The 21328-nt window shown below is 42.0% G+C and carries 17 protein-coding genes; 6 read left to right on the top strand and 11 right to left on the bottom strand.

Features of this window, described 5'->3' with window-relative positions; genetic code table 11:
- Positions 1-34: 34 nt before the first annotated feature.
- On the bottom strand, positions 35-274 hold the full coding sequence (locus NIT79A3_RS11450) for a hypothetical protein (protein WP_013966347.1): 240 nt from the start codon (positions 272-274) through the stop codon (positions 35-37).
- Between the two features lie 288 nt (positions 275-562).
- Here NIT79A3_RS11450 and NIT79A3_RS11455 point away from each other — a divergent pair, with 288 nt between their 5' ends.
- The 3 genes from NIT79A3_RS11455 (at position 563) to NIT79A3_RS11465 (ending at position 3320) form a co-directional block, all read left to right on the top strand.
- Complete coding sequence (locus tag NIT79A3_RS11455; protein ID WP_013966348.1) at positions 563-1237, top strand: hypothetical protein; 675 nt, start codon at positions 563-565, stop codon at positions 1235-1237.
- A 185-nt stretch (positions 1238-1422) separates the two neighbouring features.
- On the top strand, positions 1423-1617 hold the full coding sequence (locus NIT79A3_RS11460; RefSeq protein ID WP_013966349.1) for a helix-turn-helix domain-containing protein: 195 nt from the start codon (positions 1423-1425) through the stop codon (positions 1615-1617).
- A gap of 8 nt (positions 1618-1625) precedes the next feature.
- On the top strand, positions 1626-3320 hold the full coding sequence (locus tag NIT79A3_RS11465) for a replication endonuclease (protein WP_013966350.1): 1695 nt from the start codon (positions 1626-1628) through the stop codon (positions 3318-3320).
- Between the two features lie 2 nt (positions 3321-3322).
- Here NIT79A3_RS11465 and NIT79A3_RS11470 read toward each other — a convergent pair whose 3' ends face one another.
- From NIT79A3_RS11470 to gluQRS, 6 genes are all read right to left on the bottom strand, one after another.
- The gene (locus NIT79A3_RS11470) at positions 3323-5203 is read right to left on the bottom strand and encodes a hypothetical protein (RefSeq protein WP_013966351.1); all 1881 of its coding nucleotides are present in this window, start codon (positions 5201-5203) and stop codon (positions 3323-3325) included.
- A gap of 1483 nt (positions 5204-6686) precedes the next feature.
- Positions 6687-7943 carry an integrase arm-type DNA-binding domain-containing protein gene (locus NIT79A3_RS11480; protein WP_013966353.1) on the bottom strand — a complete coding sequence of 419 codons (1257 nt, stop codon included), beginning with the start codon at positions 7941-7943 and terminating at the stop codon, positions 6687-6689.
- A gap of 205 nt (positions 7944-8148) precedes the next feature.
- On the bottom strand, positions 8149-8601 hold the full coding sequence (locus NIT79A3_RS11485; RefSeq protein WP_013966354.1) for a PAS domain-containing protein: 453 nt from the start codon (positions 8599-8601) through the stop codon (positions 8149-8151).
- 61 nt (positions 8602-8662) lie between these two features.
- A complete protein-coding gene (locus NIT79A3_RS11490) occupies positions 8663-9142 on the bottom strand; it encodes a polyketide cyclase (RefSeq protein WP_013966355.1) in 480 nt (159 codons plus the stop codon).
- A gap of 28 nt (positions 9143-9170) precedes the next feature.
- Positions 9171-10334 (bottom strand): FAD-dependent oxidoreductase, encoded by a 1164-nt coding sequence (locus tag NIT79A3_RS11495; RefSeq protein WP_013966356.1) that lies wholly within the window; start codon positions 10332-10334, stop codon positions 9171-9173.
- A 193-nt stretch (positions 10335-10527) separates the two neighbouring features.
- Positions 10528-11421 carry a tRNA glutamyl-Q(34) synthetase GluQRS gene (gene gluQRS, locus NIT79A3_RS11500; RefSeq protein ID WP_013966357.1) on the bottom strand — a complete coding sequence of 298 codons (894 nt, stop codon included), beginning with the start codon at positions 11419-11421 and terminating at the stop codon, positions 10528-10530.
- 184 nt (positions 11422-11605) lie between these two features.
- Here gluQRS and mpl point away from each other — a divergent pair, with 184 nt between their 5' ends.
- Positions 11606-12994 (top strand): UDP-N-acetylmuramate:L-alanyl-gamma-D-glutamyl-meso-diaminopimelate ligase, encoded by a 1389-nt coding sequence (gene mpl / locus NIT79A3_RS11505; RefSeq protein ID WP_013966358.1) that lies wholly within the window; start codon positions 11606-11608, stop codon positions 12992-12994.
- A 35-nt stretch (positions 12995-13029) separates the two neighbouring features.
- On the opposite strand, the gene NIT79A3_RS11510 is transcribed toward mpl, so the two are convergent.
- The 3 genes from NIT79A3_RS11510 to NIT79A3_RS11520 form a co-directional block, all read right to left on the bottom strand.
- Complete coding sequence (locus tag NIT79A3_RS11510; RefSeq protein ID WP_013966359.1) at positions 13030-13557, bottom strand: adenine phosphoribosyltransferase; 528 nt, start codon at positions 13555-13557, stop codon at positions 13030-13032.
- A gap of 126 nt (positions 13558-13683) precedes the next feature.
- Complete coding sequence (gene nirK / locus NIT79A3_RS11515; RefSeq protein WP_013966360.1) at positions 13684-14781, bottom strand: copper-containing nitrite reductase; 1098 nt, start codon at positions 14779-14781, stop codon at positions 13684-13686.
- A gap of 247 nt (positions 14782-15028) precedes the next feature.
- Positions 15029-17011 carry a monovalent cation:proton antiporter family protein gene (locus NIT79A3_RS11520; protein ID WP_013966361.1) on the bottom strand — a complete coding sequence of 661 codons (1983 nt, stop codon included), beginning with the start codon at positions 17009-17011 and terminating at the stop codon, positions 15029-15031.
- 118 nt (positions 17012-17129) lie between these two features.
- On the opposite strand from NIT79A3_RS11520, the gene gshA reads away from it, so the two are divergent.
- Entirely contained in the window at positions 17130-18428 is a 1299-nt protein-coding gene (gene gshA / locus NIT79A3_RS11525) for a glutamate--cysteine ligase (RefSeq protein ID WP_013966362.1), read from the top strand.
- 7 nt (positions 18429-18435) lie between these two features.
- Positions 18436-19383 carry a glutathione synthase gene (gshB, locus tag NIT79A3_RS11530; protein WP_013966363.1) on the top strand — a complete coding sequence of 316 codons (948 nt, stop codon included), beginning with the start codon at positions 18436-18438 and terminating at the stop codon, positions 19381-19383.
- A 48-nt stretch (positions 19384-19431) separates the two neighbouring features.
- On the opposite strand, the gene ftsH is transcribed toward gshB, so the two are convergent.
- Entirely contained in the window at positions 19432-21261 is a 1830-nt protein-coding gene (ftsH, locus tag NIT79A3_RS11535; RefSeq protein WP_013966364.1) for an ATP-dependent zinc metalloprotease FtsH, read from the bottom strand.
- Positions 21262-21328 lie beyond the last annotated feature (67 nt).

Raw genomic sequence — 21328 nt, forward strand, 5'->3', positions numbered from 1 at the left:
AACGACAATGGGCTTCCTTTGAACCCAAGCAAATTTAGGCATAAATTTTTTGCTTCGAAACGCGTGCTTTAGTAGATATGCTGGCAAATACAAGGTAGCTTATAAAAAATAGAATTCCTAAAACGATATCAGCTTCTATCCAATTTACTTCAGTTTCCATTACTGTAAACGAAGGTAAATCACCAAACATCATAAGCCCAATCAAAGGCACAATGCCAAATAAAACGAAAGTAATTTTTACGGCTGTGTAAATAGTATTTTGACTTGTTTTCATGTGAATCTCCTGGTTGGAAGTTTATTGAAGCTATCTTGCATATGGCCTTGCTTTATCTAAGATAGCGCACTTCACAAAAAATTCACGATTTGTTTGCATAAAATTCACATTATTAAATTTCATATACAGAACTAGATACGAAATCTCGATTCTTCTTACCGAATCGCACTTTGTGTGGTGGCAGTCTGTCAAGAGCGGCAAATGCATAACAATAAAAAACGTTCTAAAGAGCGGCAAGCCATTAGCCGTCAATTTAATGTATTCAATTATCACCGCAAATAACCTGCTATGTTTCTTGATGATAATCCAGATTATCAAACAGTCTGGCAATTAGCTCATAATTGGGCTGATGCCGATCCAGACAAAACCGATACCAACGCGATTTCACCCAAGCTTAGAGAAAACATTATTCGTCTAGTGCTTGCCATACGTAACAAAAAGATTTCTGCACGAACACGCAAGCGATCAATTTTTATTGATGATTCTGTCATCTCTCTGATAGTAGATACACCTCATTATCTAAAAACCCTGAACTGCTTATTAAAAGATGCCATTAATAAAGCCTATCTGGATTCGCTGTATGTCAAACGTGAAGAAGTAATTGAATTGTGCATCAGGTCTCATTACGATCCACCATCTTGTTGGATGCCAAAATATCTACCTGATGGACAAATAGTTACTAAGGAAGCCAAAAACTACCGACCGGCAAATGAAATAGAAGACAAGACTCGCTGCCGAGCGATAGCCAGCACATTATGGGAACTTGATCCTACTATCCACGCTAATCATATTGCTCGATCTAAAATACTGCAGCGAATTGGCAATGGCGCTCAATATGACATAAGTACTATTACTGACTGGATTGCCGAGCTTGATCCACAAAAAGACTGTCGGAAACCAGGGCGACCACCAAAACCCCAATACGTAATTAAATTTGAAATGATCCCTCCGTCCAAAAAATAGCTGTTCAGTTTTCATTTGATTAATTTAAACTGAGAACTGCCAAAACTGGCTCCAGAAAAGGATCTATAAAACTTTATGCTTCTTAGTCGGTGACAATAAATACCCCTCAGTCAACTGACCCTTTTTTATTTCTCTGCAAGTTGCAGCAGTATTGATTCCGTATTCATCAACTCACGGAGTTAATCATGCAAAACCCATTACTCACTACTAAACAAGCGGCACAAATCTTAGGCGTAAGCATCGCCTTTCTGGAACGAGACCGCTGGGCAGGTGCGCGGGTGCCTTTCGTCAAAATAGGCGCTCGAGCAGTTCGCTATCGCCATAGCGATCTGCTCGCTTATATTGAATCGTGTCTGTGTCAATCCACCAGTCAGTACTGAGGTATGTCATGCATACGTCAGTACGAGGTAGCCAAGAACTGATCACTCCCGGCGAACAGATTGCCGAAAGTATTTTAAGTTTACTGGATGAACCAGATAGCAGCGACAAGCGATGGCGTGCGCCCATATTCCAGAGACTTCCCGAACGCTTTGCTGAAAACGCCGCCTATGAGTACAAAGAGACTTACATCTTTGAAGGCAGACGCAATGCCAATCAAGGTTTGCTTAAAACCTATGGAAAGCCCAACAAGCACAGCATTCCGCTCAACGCCACTGATGATGACCTGAAAACGCTATCTAAGCGTATCGTGACGGAAATCAAGGGTTTTAGTAATTTCCTGCTCAATCGAACCGATAAAATAGCCAGTTTGCTGCACTATGCGCAAAAATATGATGTCAATCTACCCTCTTTAGATAACCCAAGTATCACAGAGAAGGGCATTTATACCCGCCTGACCGATGAAAACTGGTGGCTGCGCAGACTACGTAAAACTCATGCCAGGAATCTGGAACAGGGAGCGATTCGATCCGGTTTCGTGCATCAACGTAAAGGCAAGTACGTCAGTGATGAAACCCTGCAACGGCGTAGAGAACAGAAAAAACGTAACCAACGCATCCTTGAAGGATTGCTGGCCATTAACGAACTGGATGAAGGCTTTACGCTCAGCGAATTAGCAGAGCATAGCTTGGCCAATCCACGAGTACGCCGCAGTGAATTGATGGTGCGTATCTTCGGCTTTGAATTCATTGCCAACGAACTGGCACATGCTGGTGAATTCTATACCATCACCTGTCCATCACGGATGCACGCACGTTTATCGGGCAGTTGCATACAAAATCCAAAATATGACGGAACCACACCCCAACAAGCGCAAAAATATTTGAATACGATTTGGGCAAGAATCCGCGCAAAACTCAACCGCGATCAACTGGATGTGTATGGTTTCCGCATAGCTGAACCGCAACATGACGGCACGCCACATTGGCACCTGTTGTTATTCATGATGCCTGAACACTGTGAGAGAGTACGTGCAATCATGCAACATTACGCACTGGAAACCGATGGCGATGAATCCGGTGCACTAAAACATCGCTTTACAGCTATTGCCATTGATAAAAGCAAAGGTTCTGCGGTTGGCTACATAGCCAAATACATCTCCAAGAATATCGATGGTTACGGCCTTGAACATGACATTGACGGCAATCCGATACAGGAAGCGGCTGAACGAGTAGAAGCCTGGGCATCAACCTGGGGTATAAGACAGTTTCAGCAAATCGGTGGCGCTCCAGTCAGCGTTTGGCGTGAATTGCGCAGAATCAGTAATGCACCTGAAGGCATTCTACAACAAGCCCAGCAAGCAGCCGATCAAGGCAAATGGTGGCAATTCATTCAATTGATGGGCGGCGTGACTTCCAAACGAAAAGACAATCCCATCAAGCTAATGAAAGTAGAATCTAAAGAGCTGGGAAAGTATGGTGATCCGATAGGACAAAAAATCTGTGGCGTTCAAACAGATTCCATTCAATTACCCACTCGCTTACATCAATGGCGTATTGAACGATGTGCAATTAACACAGAACAGACTGAACGGCGAAGCGCAAAGCGCCCGAGTGGGAGCGGCAGCGACCGCGAGGACGCATTTGCGGCGCAGCCGCCTTGGAGTTCTGTTAATAACTGTACGTCCGTCGATTTGTCTTGTTAATGCTAAATGGATTCATTCCAAGTACTACTTAACTTATTGATAAGTTCGCTAGAGTATGTTTCTAAGTAATTAATCAGCTCGCAAAAAATTTTAGGACAATGCTCGTAAAAATACTTTTGTTCTAAATTTCCAACACTAACTATCTCAGAAAATATATAAAGACAGGTTAGAATAATTAAGGATATGACTATTATCTGTAAGATATTTACAATAAATCTGGTTAGCCTATATGTAAGAGTACGTCTTATTCTTCTTTCTCGGTCCCAATATTTGAAATGTTCATATACTCCGTTTCTTAACCACCAGCAGCCAATTGCACATTTTAATTTGGTTTTGTAATTAGTTAATTTTATTAAATTATTTATAAAAAAATTATCTCCATTAAGTGTCACTGCTGCTGGAGTTATCATTTTAGGTTGCAAGACATCTACACAGAGCTTTTTAAGAATATAGTTGTTCCATAAGTAACCAGTCTTTCTCACATTCTTTCGATACATGTACTCAAAACCTATCAGTACTGAGAGCAGTAAAGCTAATAAATATAATACAGCCAAACTTGCTATAGGAGAGATATTTAGAAATTCGCTTAGGTAAGCTATTAGTATAGAAATGAAATCAGCAGGCGAATCGCTCTGTTCATTTTTTTTCCGCATGTTTACCCAAAATAACAATAATGGGCCAGCAGATAGTATAAAAAAGGCAAAAATTTCTTTAGTATACTGTAGGATGACTCCTTTACCTGCTGCTGACACTTCTTGCTGCTTAGTTTCAATTGATTTTACTAGATTATCTATATATGTTGGTTGGCTTTCTATAAAGGCATTATGTTCTAGATTTTTTACATTTAAAATTTTATCATCTCTAAATTGATGAATTAATGTTTTACCATAAGATGCGCAACCGATTGCGTTACGAGTAAATGAAGGTATTCCATATCGATACTTCTTAATTCCAACTAAATTAGACTTAATATCATTAAGCATTACTCTAGCAAGTTCAATACATCTATCGCCTTTTTTATTTTTTTGTATCGCATGAGGAAGACAAAAGCTATCCAAATCACCTTCATGATGAGAATGCGTGTGCAGGAGATCTTTCAAATAAAAGTATGCATTCTGTATTTCACTCTTGCTCCCCTGATCATTGTTTTTTCCATTAATTTTTTCTAAATAACAAAAGCCTAAATTTGTTATATTAAAATTAATTTTTGTAATCATATATCTACATGGGCCTACTAGGCTTAGAGCATCTATTTGATCAAGTATATTATGGTTAAATTCATTTAAATCCTTCAAGAAAGATAATAAACGTTTCTTTAAATCGGCTTCACTTTCGTCTTCGTCACTTCTTTCTAAGAGATCACTATCTTCATAAGCCAATTCTCTTCTAAATTCATTAGCCAAATTACTAAAGTTACTAAAACTTGTTACCATCCTTCTTTCAAACTCCGATTCTAAAGGATTCATATCCCTATCCCAAATCATCCATAGATCTCCGATCAGGAAGCCTTTGTCAAATGATATAGCTCTCACGACAAATCGGGTATGTCTGATTATTTCTGGCTGCGGGGGTTGATCATTTAAGTCACGAAGTGATGTGACTAAAATAAATCTTACGAGTTTTGGATTATTACAATCCTCCACTTCTCCAGTTGAGGATACTTTGTGCAATTCATTCCATTTAGCTGCAATGAAAGGATATTTAGAGGGATTGATTTTTAAAGAAGAGGGGCATATGTTATAAGCATCTATATCATTTCTTCTAACTTTTGCATTACGGAAATAAACATGCCCAGCAGTATTAGGTATCCAGCCAATGTAACTATAATTTTCTAACAGACACTGCGTTGAAGATCCTGTATCACAATCATTATTATCTGACATCCAGCTGAAATTCCATTAAGCTTTTAATTCTCTCAAATAGTCGCAATAACTAGAATTGTTTACTACTTCTATTTAGGTACTTTTTTACTAGGCAAAGAAGAAAGATATACCAAATAATTAGCTTACAAGTATACGCAATAGATGTTAATTTTGGCTATGTCGCAATTTACTGTTGAAAATTTATTAACTATATAATTCTGAATGGTATTGCTTCTGAAAAATAATAAATGTTCAAACCTACGATTGATATGCGCTTATCTGGTTTGTGAAATTTCATTCAACAGTTAATTGCGACATAGCATTAATTTTCGGCTATATGATTCTTCCTCTGCACGAAAAGAAGATAAGTGAAACCTGCTACCTTTTACAGAGGGAATCCAGCAGGACGCTTTTGTCCTTTCGTTTTGCCATTCTGATACTTTGCAAGTCCGCGCATCACAAGGAATCCTCCTTCCGCAGTATCCGGTATTTCCCCATCAGCCATAATCTGATTAGAGCTACGTTTAAGCCAGATTGATATGAGACTACTGATAAAACTTAAAAGAAGTAGTAGAACGATGCCAAAAGCAATATTAATAAATGTAATCATATTTTAATTAAGATTTAAATTTCGAAAAATTTTTACTAAATAACTCCATGCCTAATAACATGTAATCAAGTAAAACCTGTGAAACTCAAATCTGATTTTATCAGGGTATTTTTTTTTGATATGGTTAATGAAAGACTAAAAATCCATAACATCTGAGTTGTAAATTTAGACGTATGAGTACAAGGTAAGCGTTGATTATGATAAAAATTCTTTACTCTTTTTAAAGAATAAATTATATCAAATATAAAAAAATAATTCTTTAGTAGTACTCCATTCCTACTAGTCATAATCAGATATTTTTCAAATGATTAAATGAAAAAATTCACTTCGCTCACATTTCCAATAATACTTAGAATTTTTATCACCAAATTATGGGATGCATGTTTTTATCACCATTAATATCATATATGTTGACATATTTAATATGAGTAACGGATTCTATTGGTTCTTCTTTAAGTAATAAAATAACACACTAAGAAGAACGAACATTAATAATAAACATAAGATGCAATGTACCTACAATAATTCATTATGTCAATCATATATAAATGTATTTATATATGCCTTTTTATGCTTACCATTCGCATATCTGTTGTCAAAAAATAGTGTAGGCCTAAATCTATTTAAATGTCATGACAAGTTACTAATTTTATGGTTTGTAGAGAGGATTAGAATCCCCGATTTACTGACTACTGATTTGACCAACTTAGCTGTTAGTTTCTCAACATAAATTATTTTTCTGCTAATTATATTCCGCCTGCTGTCTACATAGTGTCTACATCAATTCATATAAATATAATAAATAAATATAAACTATTGATTATTTGGTGCTGTTGCGCAGAATCGAACTGCGGACCTACTGATTACGAATCAGCGTAGATGAATTCAAGCATGTTACGCAGTCCCACGAATAGATCTGACCACAGCATCCGTCTTAACTGCAGAACAATATGCGGCCCACTCAGCCATCAATGCAGTGCGTTTGGCGAACTGCGTACCTCGCTGGTAGGCACGCTCGACAGCATCCGGCAACTGATGCGCTAGTGCGTGCTCAGCAACCTCGCGCGGGTAATTTGTAGTCTCTGCCGCCCACATACGGAAAGTACTACGAAAACCATGCACTGTTACACTAGCACCACTGGCATCGACCCAGACTAGCTTGTCATCGCCATTCATGCGCCGGATCACGGCCGTCAATGACATATCGGACAATGGTTGACCCTGTGTTCCCGCAAACACAATATCTCTATCCTTCGATATAGAATCCAGCAGGGCCAGCGCCGCATCACTCAATGGAATCTGATGTTCACGTTTAGCCTTCATACGCTCCGCAGGTATCGTCCAAACCTTGCTGATCGTATCGAACTCAGTCCATCGAGCGCCGCGCACCTCACCCGACCGGCACGCGGTCAGGATTGTGAACTCTACCGCTCGAGCGGATATACCTTCCCGCACCCTCAATGCAGACATAAATGCACCTACGTGCTGCCACGGTAACGATGGATGGTGTGTTGTCCTACTGGATTTGCTGATAGTTGCCAGTAGGTTTGCTAGATGATCTTTCCATCGAGCAGGGTTTTCGCCAGTACGATAACCGCTGGTGGTAGCCCACCCTAGGACTGACTCGATACGACCTCGTAGGCGACTAGCGGTTTCGGTCTTATTCTCCCATATAGGTGAAAGACATTTCACGACCAGGCCGGTGTCAATCTCGGCCACGGGTAAATGCCCGAACACCGGGCTAGCGTAAGTTTTTAGTGTATTTGTCCATTGATCGATATGCTTGGCATTTTTCCAGCCTGCTTTATGCGCTAGGATATATGCCTCGGCGCACTGGTCGAATGTCATCATCTTGGCGCTGGCCAGTGCTGCTGCTATCTGTTTCTGCTTTTTGGCTGTTAAAGGATTGATACCATCGATAAGCAGTTTCCGTGCATCCATTGCCTTCTGACGAGCCTCAGCCAAACTCACGGTATGCGTCGGCCCCAATCCCATCCCGAAAGACCTACCGTTCACCATATAACGAAAAAGCCAAGACTTTGCGCCAGTGGTTGTGATCTGGAGAGTTAAACCTCCACCATCGCCATATAATCCCGGCTTAGTAAGCTTGGTAATCTGCAGTGCAGAAAGTCTTTGTTGTTGGCGTGCCATGTTATCTATTGACTATCAAATTGACTATCAAACTATAACAGGATTTAGTTGGATTGCATAGAACAACTTTGGACAATTATATTATGTAACATTTTGTCTTATATGTTACTTTACGGATAAACTTGGATGATATCGGACAACCATTAGGCGGACACCGCCTCCGCCATTCCCACATCTGATTTTTGCTGGTATCGGAATAAAAAGCTCATTTTTTAAGCATTGCAAGCTGTTCTTTCAATGCTTTAATTTCCTCTTCTGCCCGAATTTGTGGGGTAACATCTAATTGGACACCCAGAAAATAGAGTAAATTTCCGTGGGAATCAAAAAGCGGTGACATTACCAAATGGTTATAGAATAACTCACCATTTTTACGATAATTATGTAGCGTTACCTCAACGGGTTTCTTATTCTTTATGGCTTCCCGTAATTTATCAACTTCTGCTTGATCGTGTTCCTTTCCCTGTAAAAAACGGCAATTCTTACCTACCACTTCCGCTAACGTATAACCAGTTATTGTCTCAAAAGCTTTGTTAACATAAACCAATGGCATATCCTCCTGATCAGGATCAGCTAGTGATACTCCATTCACGCACGAATCAAGAATCTTGGACAACACTTGTGGAATTAATCCAGGGTCTTTCTCAACAATAAAATCCATGATTTTCTCTCCAGGTTAATCAACTGCAGGCTAAATAAATACAAATATATACTATGGCTGATTACTTAGAACCAGCCTGTTCTGATTCAATTAATTTTTTAATGTTTTTTACAGTCCTGTCGGTTCCATCTTGAACAGCAATACGCACCAGCTTCTCAAATGGCCTTACATGTAAATCAAGACTGAGCAACTCAAAGATAAACGTTATCCGGCTATCCGATGCGTTGATTGGCTCAATTACATAGTCACAACGATACGGATTAGAAACTCCTTCAAAACAAATGCGTGCTCCAGCATCAAAAACTTTGACTTTGAATGTCGACTCGGAGCGATTGCCCTGATCAATGCGCACTTGGCGGCATACTGTTCCCAATCTTATAGGACCATCGGTGATTTTTTCCAATTCCTTCACTTCCGGTGACCATCTGGGATAGTTAATAAGCAGATCATTTCCAATAAAATTGAAAAGCTTATCACTGGGAATTTGGATTATTGTATTGGCCTTGCCAATTACAGGGGTATCTTTGAACAAACCAAGCATTATTGTGCCTCCTCCTGCGTAGTATTTGCTAAACCAAGTAAGTATCTATTCCTGCTAATAATAAGTCATATTGCGCTTCAACCAATTCTTTAATTGTCAAAGCTGGAATTCCTGTAATCAGATTCCCTTCCGAAACCAACCATCCTACCGCATCTGAAGGCCCAAGACTCACTACATAGCCTAATTCATGATGAAGATAAGGTTCAAGCAATCCGGGAAAACCAGAATTCCGCAATATATTGCGTGCTACTAACTTCCCTTTCCGGACAGCTGATTGTGCTGTTAATGTATTCGAACCTAATGATTGATAATAAGAACAGTCACCAGCCACAAAAATATTTTGTAATGGCTCCCGATTAACTATAACCTGCCCGAAGGCATTTGCGGTAAAAATATTTTGTTGTTTCTTACCTAAAAACAGAATGGACAGGCTAGAAGCTAACTCAAACGATATCTCTGTTTGTTTTTCTTTCAGTAAAATTTGACCATCTTGCTGTTCAAAGTAATAAGTGTTTGGGTAAAAATCAATACCCATATCACGCATGCGAGATTCCGCATAAGAACTAAACCCATCAGGAAATTGCTCCAGAACATGTGCATTCGAATGGATCAGGCGTAATTTAGCTTTGTTTTTGGTGCGATTAAGAAATTGCTTTATTTCAAACAAGAACTGTATGCCAGTCGCTCCTCCGCCTACTACAGAAATAGATTTTTCGGACGAATCGTTTTGATCCAGTAATTTTGTTAATAAATCCGATCCATTTGCAGCAGTGAAATCTTGCAAACTCAGAATATTATCTTTTCTTAAAGGATCAATCGTCTTACTTTCACAACCCGAGGCAATTATCAAATAGTCAAAATTTAATACTTCTCCATTGAGAATCAGTCGTTTTTTTTCCTGGCATTCTTGTAGCATATCCTGATCAAAATTTACCGTCGCTAAAATGTGCCGGCAACCGTAACGATCTTCTAGCTCGGCAAATGGAATCAGCAAATCTGTTAAGGGATACCGGAATGTCTCATGCAGATGAGTAATTTTTAAATGTTGTGATTTGGGATCAATGAGCGTGATATCAGTATCAGGAGCGAATTGCAAAAGATTTGTTAACGCAGCAATCCCGGCATACCCTCCACCTACAATTACCACTTTCAATCTTTTCTGTTTCAGAATATTAAACGGCAAAAAAGCCACAGTAACTCCTCACCCGATATGCTTGAAAAACAATAAATTCTTCTTAATAGATCATCAATCACACAGGCTGATTATTATGCACAATTGCACAAACCCCACTTGAATCAATATGATTCATTAAGTGCTACAGACTAGCACAAATATTAAGCTTAGCGTCCTATTTTAATAGGATTCAGCATTATCGATGGCTCAATTAATGAGCAATCAGATCCACGGACCAGTTTTGTTGGGCCCATTGCCAGAAAGAAGAGATGTTTCCTTCTAGAATTTCCGGGGGTGGCTGTTGGCCTAAGAAATGTACTGCATCGACCAATTGCGGTAATGCATTCGATATAGTGATCGAAGCTGCGTTTGTTTGCTTACTGAGCTTCTCACCTCTTGCATTTGTTACCACTGGCAAATGCAAATATTGCGGTATTGGATAGCCCAATAATTGCTGTAAGAATATTTGTCGTGGCGTTGAATCCAAAAGATCTGCACCACGCACAACATGTGTTATATTTTGTGCCGCATCATCTACCACTACGGCTAATTGATAAGCATAAATTCCATCGGCTCTGCGCAAGACAAAGTCTCCCACATCACTCTTGAGCCTCTGTGAATATGTGCCATTTAAAATATCCTCGAACTGAATTGGATCATTATTTGTTTGAATGCGAAGTGCATGAACATTCTTTATAGAAGCTGGATTCTTAAGGCAAGTCCCAGGATAAACACGCCCATTCAGACCTATAATGCTGGAATCCGCAATTTCTTTTCTTGAGCAAGTACAGGGATAAATCAAACCTTGTTTATTCAAAATATTCAAGGCTTCGAGATAGGCTCCGGAACGCTGGCTTTGGTAGATAACTTCTTCATCCCACTCCATACCTAGCCTTTCAAGCTGATATAATATCCCGCTCGCCGCACCCGGTACTTCGCGTTGCGAATCAACATCCTCAATTCTAACCAGCCATTTACCGTGATGATATTTCGCATCAAGATAGCTGCCTACAGCCGCAACCAATGAGCCAAAATGCAGAGGCCCGGTTGGTGACGGCGCAAATCGGCCCCGATAATTTAAATCAATCAATTGAGTACTTTTCACTAAAAATCAACTAATCGGATATACAGAGGTTTAACACAAACACCCAAACAATTTCTTAATCAGCCCGCTATAGTCACAAACAACAACCATCGATATTGTCTTATTCAATAGACTATAATCCTAGAAGACAACTAGTTATAGTAGTTGTATCTGTGAAATATAATCAAGAATTTTTAAACTGAATATGCATATCCATATATTAGGAATTTGTGGCACATTTATGGGTGGAATAGCGGCCATTGCACGTGAATCCGGACATAAGGTGACGGGCTGCGATCAAGATGTTTATCCACCGATGAGTACACAGCTCGAGTCTCAAGGCATCGAATTAATTGCAGGTTATTCACCCGAACAAATCCAGCTTCAACCCGATATATACGTAATTGGTAATGTTATTACCCGTGGCAATCCCTTGATGGAAGAGATACTCAACCGGAATCTGCCTTATATTTCGGGTCCGCAATGGTTATCAGAAAATATTCTGAGAAATCGCTGGGTACTTGCCGTTGCTGGCACGCACGGCAAAACAACAACCAGCTCTATGTTAGCTTGGATACTAGATTATGCTGGATTAAGCCCTGGATTCTTAATCGGCGGAATTCCTGAGAATTTTGGCATATCAGCAAGAATTGGCAATATTCCATTCCCTGTTCAGGACTCCAGTCCGGAACCTGCCGATATCTCACCTTTCTTTGTCATCGAAGCGGATGAATACGACACAGCTTTCTTCGATAAACGTTCTAAATTTGTTCACTACCACCCCAGAACTGCAATTTTAAATAACCTTGAATTTGATCATGCTGACATATTCCCGGATCTTGTAGCTATTGAACGTCAATTCCATCATTTTGTTCGAATTATTCCTAATAACGGTTTAATTGTTGCAAACGGAAATGATGTAAATTTAAAAAGTGTCCTGAAGCAGGGTTGCTGGACACCCATTGAAACATTTGGCACAGAAACCGGCTGGCATTCAAAATCACAGACAAACGATGATACTGATATCTTTCTTGATGAAACCTACCAAGGCCGCCTGCACTGGGATTTGTTAGGTGAACATAATCGCATGAATGCATTAGCTGCCCTGATTGCCGCCCGGCATGCCGGAATCCCCATCAAGACGGGAATTGCGGCATTAACGCAGTTTAAGAATGTTAAACGCCGCATGGAGAAGCGCGGCACCGTCAACGGCATTACTGTTTATGATGATTTTGCACACCACCCTACCGCTATCCAAACAACATTAAATGGCTTACGCACACATGCCGGCAAGCAGAGAATTTTTGCAATATTGGAGCCGCGTTCAAATACGATGAAAATGGGTATATGGAAAGATAGCCTTGCAGATAGCTTACTGGAAGCTGATCAAGTTTATTGCTTTACCCGTGATTCGCAATGGGCCAAAGCTGCTATGGATCCATTAGGAGAAAAAGCGCATTGTTATGATGATTTGAATCAACTCGTACAAAATATTTCTGCAATCACGAAGCCTGGTGATCATATTTTAGTCATGAGCAATGGCGGGTTTGGTGGCATCCACGAAAAAATACTGTTAACCCTTCGCGATGATTGATTTAAAAAACCAGATGAAATAGTTTCTCCGTAACACTAGCCGCCTTCAAACTCACATAACGTGAATACTTTACATCCTAAACTTTCCAAACGAAGCCGGCCGCCCACATCCGGCAAATCAATCACAAAGCAGCATTCCACGACCACCCCGCCCATGTCCTGTATCAGGCCCACAGCAGCTTCGGCAGTCCCACCCGTTGCAACCAGATCATCAATGAGGAGTATCCGTTCTCCGGGCTGAATAGCATCGACATGAATTTCAATACGATCGCTACCGTATTCCAGTTGATAATCTCTCCCTATTGTCTCTGCCGGTAGTTTATTCTGCTTACGGATAGGCACAAAACCCTTATGTAACTGATACGCCACAGGCGCACCAATAATAAAGCCACGCGACTCAATCCCTACGACTTTGTCAATCTCCGCATTATTGTATCGGTTTGAAATTTCCTGAATGGTTGTACGCAGCCCAACAGGATCTTTCAGTAGAGTCGTAATGTCACGAAACATGATCCCATCATGTGGATAATGCGGAATAGTGCGAATATGTGATTTAATTGACATAGAATTGTGCTGATCAACAATGAATAGAGAATATTAAGTGCGTATTTATATTGCATAAATAAAAAAGCCTCAACCGATGGGTTGAGGCTTTTTTATTACTACTTCAACGTTGCACTAAATCAAATCTTAGTGATCCATTGCAGCTTTTGCATCAAAGCTCTTTGGTGCTTTAACTTGGGTCATGAGATCATCGTCCCATTTTCCTTCAACATTCATATGCGCAGCAGCACCCAACAATACAGCTTCAATCAGGTTATGACTGAGGTATACATAGAGTCCTGGCTGTTTAAATTCATACGCTGCAGCAACTGCTGAACCGGCTGGAACAAACCAAGTTTCTTGGCTGGTCAGAGGAATGTCGCTGAATGAACCACCTACCCAGTACAGATCACCATGACCACCGATCAAGTGCGGATAGGATGGACGGTTAGCTTGTGAGTGAATAAACAACACCTTCTCGCCTACTTTGGCTTTTAATGCGTTATCACCTGTCAGCGCGCCAACAGCGCCATTGAATACTACGTGTGTTGGAATGAGCCCTGTTGCCACTTTCAGCATATCGGCCATGCCTTCAGCTGGTGAACCGTAGGTTTTGAAATTGCCTTTGTCATCTTTTGGCAGATAGAAATCTTGTTCGCCGATGTAATATGCACGGTCATAGGTGTATGGTTTGCCCTTTGCGTCTTTCAAGCCACCTTTTGGCAATACCATAACTGCGCCACTCATACCAGAAATGACGTGGAAAGGAATCATTGTTCCACCTGGTGCGCAATGATAAACGAATACGCCTGGTTTAATTGCTTTCCAGCGCAATACGACTTCTTCACCAGGTTGTACTAAGGTTAAACCAGCGCCACCCAATGCACCCGTTGATGCGTGGAAATCCACGTTATGTGCTAACGTGCTGGTTTTTGGGTTAACTAATGTCAATTCAACATAGTCGCCTTCATTCACTACGATAAGCGGACCAGGAATACTACCATTGAAAGTTAGACCCCATACTTTTGCACCAGGGGCAACTTCTACCAATTTTTCTTGAGTTTCCATGCGTACTTCAACAATCTTAGGCCCTTTGCTAACCTGTTCGTGTACAGGTACATTTGGCGGAGCCACCAATTCTTGTTTTACACGCGGTAATTTAGAAATGTCTTGTGCTACTGCTACTTGTGTAGCAGCCAAACAAAGCAATCCTAACCCTACTACTGCCTGAACAGCTTTAATCATATCTCCCTCCATAAAAGATGAATTTTGCGCTTCTTTTTTATGCGCCTTTCTAATTTGCTGTGTAACCATTAAGACTACATCAACACCTGCCCTTTTTCTAAAGAGCAAAGGGCGGAACCGGGACTATACACTTTCTACGCTACGCTGTCCATTTTTCATGCAGTAAATTACTGAAATCTTTTTAGAATTAGTCACAATAAAAATAGGGATTTATACTTTAAATTGATAGATAATTATGCATGTACATTTAACCTTGCATCAATTTAATTTCAGCGGCGGCTAAATTTGCTTGGGTGCCTCTCAGCACTACAACATCACCTATCTCCAAGCGCGTTTCCCCGGTAGGCAATAGTCCACGAATATTACGCCGCCTTACTGCTGTCACTTCAACAGCCAAGCTTGCCAGATCAATATCTCCCAAAGTCCTATTGATAGCAGCTGCACCCGGGATAATGGTAATCGTCAGTAAACGCGGAAGTATATTTTCATTACCATCTTCCCCCTCATCAGTTACGCCATAATAGAAACCGCGCAATAGGCTATATCGCTGCTCACGAATTTCTCGTATGCGCCGCAAAATACGGCCTGTTGATATGTCAACAAACATCATTGCATGAGATGCCAGCATTAAGCTTCCTTCCATAATCTCTGCAACCACTTCTGTTGCTCCAGCTTCTTTCAGCAAATCAATATCTGAATCATCACGTGTCCGGACAACCACAGACAATTCTGGCCGTAATTCCTGAACATGTCTTAAAATTTTTAAAGCGGAAACAGTATCGGCATAGCTAATAACCAAAACTTTTGCACGCATAAGACCAGCGGCAATTAATACTTCGCGCCGCGCTGCATCGCCATAAACAACCGATTCTCCTGCGCTGGCCGCTTCATGTATGCGTTGCGGATCAAGATCCAAAGCAATAAATGGTATAGATTCCTGCTCTAAAATACGCGACATACTCTGACCGCTTCGTCCGTAACCGCATATAATGACATGGTTTTGTGCTACCATAGTCTGTACTGCAATGGAGGTTATCTGCATTGCTTGATACATCCACTCTGAACCGTAAAAACGCTGAATCACCGGCTCGCTATATTCAATCATGAAAGGCGCGATAAACATGGATAAAACCATTGCCGCAAGAACGGGTTGAAGCACTGAACTTTCGATCAATCCCATTGCGCCTGCTTGTGCAAGCAAAACAAATCCAAACTCCCCTGCCTGCGCCAAATTCATCCCTGTTCTTACTGCTACACTGGAATCTGTGCCAAACCAGCGTGACAATCCGGCAATCACAACCGTTTTCAATAAAATGAGCGCCGTCAGAATCACAAACACCCAAAGGAAATTTTCTATCACTACTTGCATATCTAATAGCATACCGATAGTAATAAAAAACAAACCCAACAGAATATCCCGGAAAGGCTTAATATCGTCTTCAACCTGATAACGATACTCCGTTTCAGAAATGAGCATGCCCGCAAGAAATGCCCCTAAAGCCAATGAAAGTCCTGCCAATTCGGTTAACCATGCAAGCCCCAATGTAATCAATAGTACATTGAGAACAAACAGTTCCGAGGATTTCTGACGAGCAACTAAATGGAACCATGGGCGCATTAGCTTATGCCCCAGAAACAAGATGAATGTCAGCACAGTGATTATCTTCAATATGGCTATAGCGAGCATCAAACTAAAATCATTTGTATCGCTATCGACCTCAGTTGCCAAGGCAGGAATAATTATCAGCAAGGGGATAACTGCCAGATCCTGAAAAAGTAATATGCCGATCACCTGCCTGCCATGTATAGAATTAAGCTCTGCCCGCTCTGCCAGCATTTTGATCACAATGGCGGTAGAGGACATTGCTAAAGCACCTCCTAATACAAGCCCGATACGCCAATCCAATCCAAGCATCCATACGATCGCCATCACCAAAACAATGCTGACTATGACCTGCGCTGTACCAAATCCAAAAACAATGCGTTTCATGGTCAACAATTTTGGCAGGCTGAATTCCAGACCGATGCTGAACATCAGAAATACCACTCCGAATTCTGCCAAATGACGGGTTTCATCGGTTTCAGGGATCCAACCCAAAGCATGCGGTCCAATAATGACACCCGCCAGCAAATAACCCAACATGGGCGGCAAACGCAGCATACGAAAAACAACCACGGCCAAAACTGCGATGGCTAACAAGATGAGTACGGGCTGCAGAGGGTTAAGCATAAATCGTGTATAGCCTATTTTGAATATAGAAAACCGTAAGATACTTCAGGAACGGGCCCGCCACAATCTACTCAACACATAATGCTATAATGGCTCTGGATTAATACTTCATACAGAAATGCCAATACCACATCTCTCTACCGCCCTGCGTGGCCCTATCCTTGATCTTGAGAATCGTATTATTAGTGCTATGCCAACCATTGAACATTGGTTAAGAAACAAATGGCGTGAGCATAAGGTACCTTTTTATTGTTCGGTCGACTTACGCAACAGCGGTTTTAAATTGGCGCCGGTTGATACGAATTTGTTTCCGGGTGGTTTTAATAACCTTAACCCGGAATTCATTCCGCTCTGTGTACAAGCGATGATGAGTGCCATCGAAAAGATATGCCCGGATGCACATAGCATACTTTTGATACCAGAAAATCACACGCGCAACACTTTTTACTTGCAAAATATCGCAACCTTGCAAGGTATTATGCAGCATGCCGGATTAAATGTGCGTATAGGCACTTTATTACCTGAAGTTACGGCCGCCACCCAAATTGACCTTCCAGACGGACAAACCATAACCCTTGAACCCATCATACGCAAAAACAATCAACTAGGCGTCAGCAACTTTGAACCTTGCGCTGTGCTTCTTAACAACGACCTGTCAACGGGTGTTCCGGAGATTCTCAAAAATCTGAATCAAATTGTTATTCCACCTTTACACGCAGGCTGGGCAACACGACGAAAATCCAATCACTTCGCCGCCTATGATCGAGTCGCGCAAGAATTTGCTGATTTGATCGGGATCGACCCTTGGTTGATCAATCCCCGTTTTACATCGTGCGGTGAAATTAACTTTCGTGAAAAACAAGGAGAGGATTGCGTAGCGAGTGCCGTCGATCGAATCTTATCGATCATCAAGCGAAAATATCAACAATATGATGTCAAGGAAGATCCCTTCGTCATCGTCAAAGCCGACTCGGGTACTTATGGTATGGGGATTATGACGGTTAAAGACGGATCAGACATCTATAAGCTGAATCGCAAACAGCGCAACAAGATGGCTGTGGTTAAAGAAGGCTTACAAGTCTCAAATGTCTTGGTTCAGGAAGGTGTTTATACATTTGAAAATATTAACCAGGCGGTTGCGGAACCCGTCATTTACATGATCGATCGCTATGTCGTCGGCGGATTTTACCGGGTACATACCGGACGCGGTGTCGATGAAAACCTGAATGCACCCGGCATGTATTTTGTTCCTTTGGCATTTGAAACCACTTGCCTAGTTCCTAAAAGTGCAACGCAGCCCAATTCCATTCCAAATCGTTTCTATGCATACGACGTTGTGGCGCGCCTGGCCTTGCTGGCCGCCGCATTAGAATTAGAACAAGAGCATCCTGAGATGACCGCGGCGCTTCCTGCTTAAAATCAAAATGAAACTCGCCTTTGTAATTGATCAGTTGGATTCCATCAAAACCAGCAAAGATTCAAGTTTCGCAATGATCTGTGAAGCGGTTAGCAGAAACCATCAGATTCATGTGCTTTATCAGCATGATATTGCACTGAACCAGAATATTGTTACAGGCTTCTCCCGCGTACTGACCTTAACGAATGATCTTCAGGATAAGCATTGGTTTAAAACCAGTGACCTTTCCGCAACGCCGCTCTATGAATTTGATGCCATAGTAATGCGCAAGGATCCGCCGTTTGATCTGGAATATGTTTACAGCACGTATCTACTGGAATTGGCTGAAACTCAAGGTGCATTGGTAATCAACAGTCCCCGCGGTATTCGTGATCACAATGAAAAGCTGGCGATTACCAGATTTCCACAATTTATCGCACCTACCCTGGTAACCAGCCAGCCTCATTTAATCAGAGAATTTCTCGGTAGCCATCAAGACATTATTTTAAAGCCACTCGATGGCATGGGCGGTGCCAGTGTATTTCGTGTGCACAGTGCAGACCACAATATCAATGTTATTCTCGAAACACTGACCCACTATGGAACACGAACAATCATGGCGCAACGTTATATTCCTGAAATTGCTCAGGGAGACAAACGTATACTCCTCATTGCGGGAAAAGCTGTGCCCTATGCGCTGGCGCGCATTCCGAAACCCGGTGAAACACGTGGCAATCTGGCCGCTGGCGGAACAGGAAAAATACAACCATTATCAGCGCGCGACAAGGAAATAGCAGAATTCCTCGGACCTGAATTAGTCAAACACGGTTTAATGCTGGTAGGTCTGGATGTCATTGGCGATTATCTAACGGAAATTAACGTCACCAGCCCGACAGGCATGCAAGAAATAACAAAACAAACAGGATTTAATGTCGCCGGAATGATGTTAGATGCAATAGAAAACAGAATCCAATAAACGACCACCGCCGCATTGTGTCATTTAGTCTTTTTAGTATCGTTATCATCACTGCGCCTTTGGTTGTTGCGCAATAATCGCCTGCTTTAGCTTGATTATTTCCGGCTGGTTGAGCGTTTCCGTTTTTATTAACTCTTCAGCAGTCTGATCAAGCAGAGCGCGATTGACCTGAAGTATATTGATTGCACGTTCCAAAGCCTGATCAACCAGCACGCGTACTGCAATATCGATCTTATTGGCAGTTTCTTCGCTGTAATTGCGATTCTGCGGCATCGGTATATTGGGTTGCAGGAATACGGATTGCTCCCGCTCATAAGCCACATTACCCAATGCGTCGCTCATGCCGTAACGCAGAACCATAGCGCGAGCAATATCCGTAGCACGTACCAGATCATCCGCCGCGCCGGTAGAAACCTCATGAAACACCACTTGTTCCGCCGCTCGTCCGCCCAGCAATACCGCCATTTTATTGAGCAATTCCACGCGCGTCATCAAAAATCGATCTTCGGTAGGGCGTTGTATGGTGTAACCCAATGCACCGACACCGCGTGGGATGATGGATACCTTGTGAATTTCATCGGTTCCGGGCAACGCCAGTGCAACCATCGTATGCCCCAGTTCATGAAATGCAACCACGCGCCGTTCTTCAGGATTCAACAGCCGGTTACGTTTCTCCAGACCGGCCACGATACGCTCGATGGCGTTATTGAAATCATCCATCGTCACCGACGCGGCAGCACGCCGTGTGGCAAGCAAAGTGGCTTCATTGATGAGATTCGCCAAATCTGCGCCGGTAAAACCCGGCGTTAATGCGGCAATCTGTTCAATTTTGACATCCATATCCAGCTTCACTTTTTTCGCATGCACGGTCAGAATTTGCTCTCGACCTATCTTATCGGGGCGATCCACCAGCACTTGACGGTCAAACCGGCCGGCACGCAGCAATGCCGGATCAAGAATTTCCGGCCTGTTGGTTGCCGCCAGCAGCACAATACCGCTGCTGGAATCAAAACCATCCAATTCTGCCAGCAATTGGTTCAACGTTTGTTCTTTCTCATCATGCCCACCGCCCAATCCATAAGCGCCGCGTGCGCGGCCTAACGCATCCAGTTCATCAATAAAAATAATCGCCGGCGCCATTTGACGCGCCTGCTCGAACAGATCACGCACCCTGGCTGCACCCACACCGACAAACATTTCAACAAATTCCGAACCGGAAATAGAGAAAAACGGCACACCCGCTTCGCCTGCCACAGCGCGCGCCAATAACGTTTTTCCGGTACCCGGCGGGCCTACCAGCAAAATACCTTTAGGCGCGCGCCCGCCCAAACGGCCATAATCTGCCGGATTTTTCAGGAAATTGATTATTTCCACCAATTCTTCTTTGGCTTCATCCACGCCCGCCACATCATCAAAGGTCACCTTGGTTTCCTTCTCCACAAACACTTTTGCATGGCTTTTACCAATCGACATCAATCCGCTACCCATACTACTGCCCATACGGCGAATGACAAACAGCCAGATACCAATGAAAATCGCTGTCGGCACAATCCAGGAAAGCACATCGCGTAACCAGGTACTCTGCACAACACCGGTATAAACCACATTGTGTTTATCCAATATCCCAGCCAGTTCAGGCTCCACTCGTGTGGTGACAAAATCCTTAAAACCATCCGCATGTTTTTCCTTCAGCGTGCCAAAGATCTGATGTTCAGTAATCGCAATCTCGGCCACCCGCCCTTCCTCCAGAAAATGCTGAAAGCGGCTATAGGGAATGGGTTCTACTTGCGTGTATTGCGAATACAGATTCTGTATAAGCAGCAAGCTCAATAACGCTACGATGACAAACCAGAAGTTAATATGTGTTTTTTTATCCATTGATTTGCCTTTCTTTATATGAATACATTTATGGGTAATAAGTTGTGCCTTTAACACCAATATCAAC

Origin of the sequence: Nitrosomonas sp. Is79A3 (assembly GCF_000219585.1) — a bacterium.
Taxonomy (GTDB): domain Bacteria; phylum Pseudomonadota; class Gammaproteobacteria; order Burkholderiales; family Nitrosomonadaceae; genus Nitrosomonas.

Excerpts from the sequence above, each read along its gene's own strand:
- NIT79A3_RS11450 (WP_013966347.1), bottom strand. The coding sequence starts at position 274 with ATGAAAACAAGTCAAAATACTATTTACACAGCCGTAAAAATTACTTTC.
- NIT79A3_RS11455 (WP_013966348.1), top strand. The coding sequence starts at position 563 with ATGTTTCTTGATGATAATCCAGATTATCAAACAGTCTGGCAATTAGCT.
- NIT79A3_RS11460 (WP_013966349.1), top strand. The coding sequence starts at position 1,423 with ATGCAAAACCCATTACTCACTACTAAACAAGCGGCACAAATCTTAGGC.
- NIT79A3_RS11465 (WP_013966350.1), top strand. The coding sequence starts at position 1,626 with ATGCATACGTCAGTACGAGGTAGCCAAGAACTGATCACTCCCGGCGAA.
- NIT79A3_RS11470 (WP_013966351.1), bottom strand. The coding sequence starts at position 5,203 with ATGTCAGATAATAATGATTGTGATACAGGATCTTCAACGCAGTGTCTG.
- NIT79A3_RS11480 (WP_013966353.1), bottom strand. The coding sequence starts at position 7,943 with ATGGCACGCCAACAACAAAGACTTTCTGCACTGCAGATTACCAAGCTT.
- NIT79A3_RS11485 (WP_013966354.1), bottom strand. The coding sequence starts at position 8,601 with ATGGATTTTATTGTTGAGAAAGACCCTGGATTAATTCCACAAGTGTTG.
- NIT79A3_RS11490 (WP_013966355.1), bottom strand. The coding sequence starts at position 9,142 with ATGCTTGGTTTGTTCAAAGATACCCCTGTAATTGGCAAGGCCAATACA.
- mpl (WP_013966358.1), top strand. The coding sequence starts at position 11,606 with ATGCATATCCATATATTAGGAATTTGTGGCACATTTATGGGTGGAATA.
- NIT79A3_RS11510 (WP_013966359.1), bottom strand. The coding sequence starts at position 13,557 with ATGTCAATTAAATCACATATTCGCACTATTCCGCATTATCCACATGAT.
- nirK (WP_013966360.1), bottom strand. The coding sequence starts at position 14,781 with ATGATTAAAGCTGTTCAGGCAGTAGTAGGGTTAGGATTGCTTTGTTTG.
- NIT79A3_RS11520 (WP_013966361.1), bottom strand. The coding sequence starts at position 17,011 with ATGCTTAACCCTCTGCAGCCCGTACTCATCTTGTTAGCCATCGCAGTT.
- gshA (WP_013966362.1), top strand. The coding sequence starts at position 17,130 with ATGCCAATACCACATCTCTCTACCGCCCTGCGTGGCCCTATCCTTGAT.
- gshB (WP_013966363.1), top strand. The coding sequence starts at position 18,436 with ATGAAACTCGCCTTTGTAATTGATCAGTTGGATTCCATCAAAACCAGC.
- ftsH (WP_013966364.1), bottom strand. The coding sequence starts at position 21,261 with ATGGATAAAAAAACACATATTAACTTCTGGTTTGTCATCGTAGCGTTA.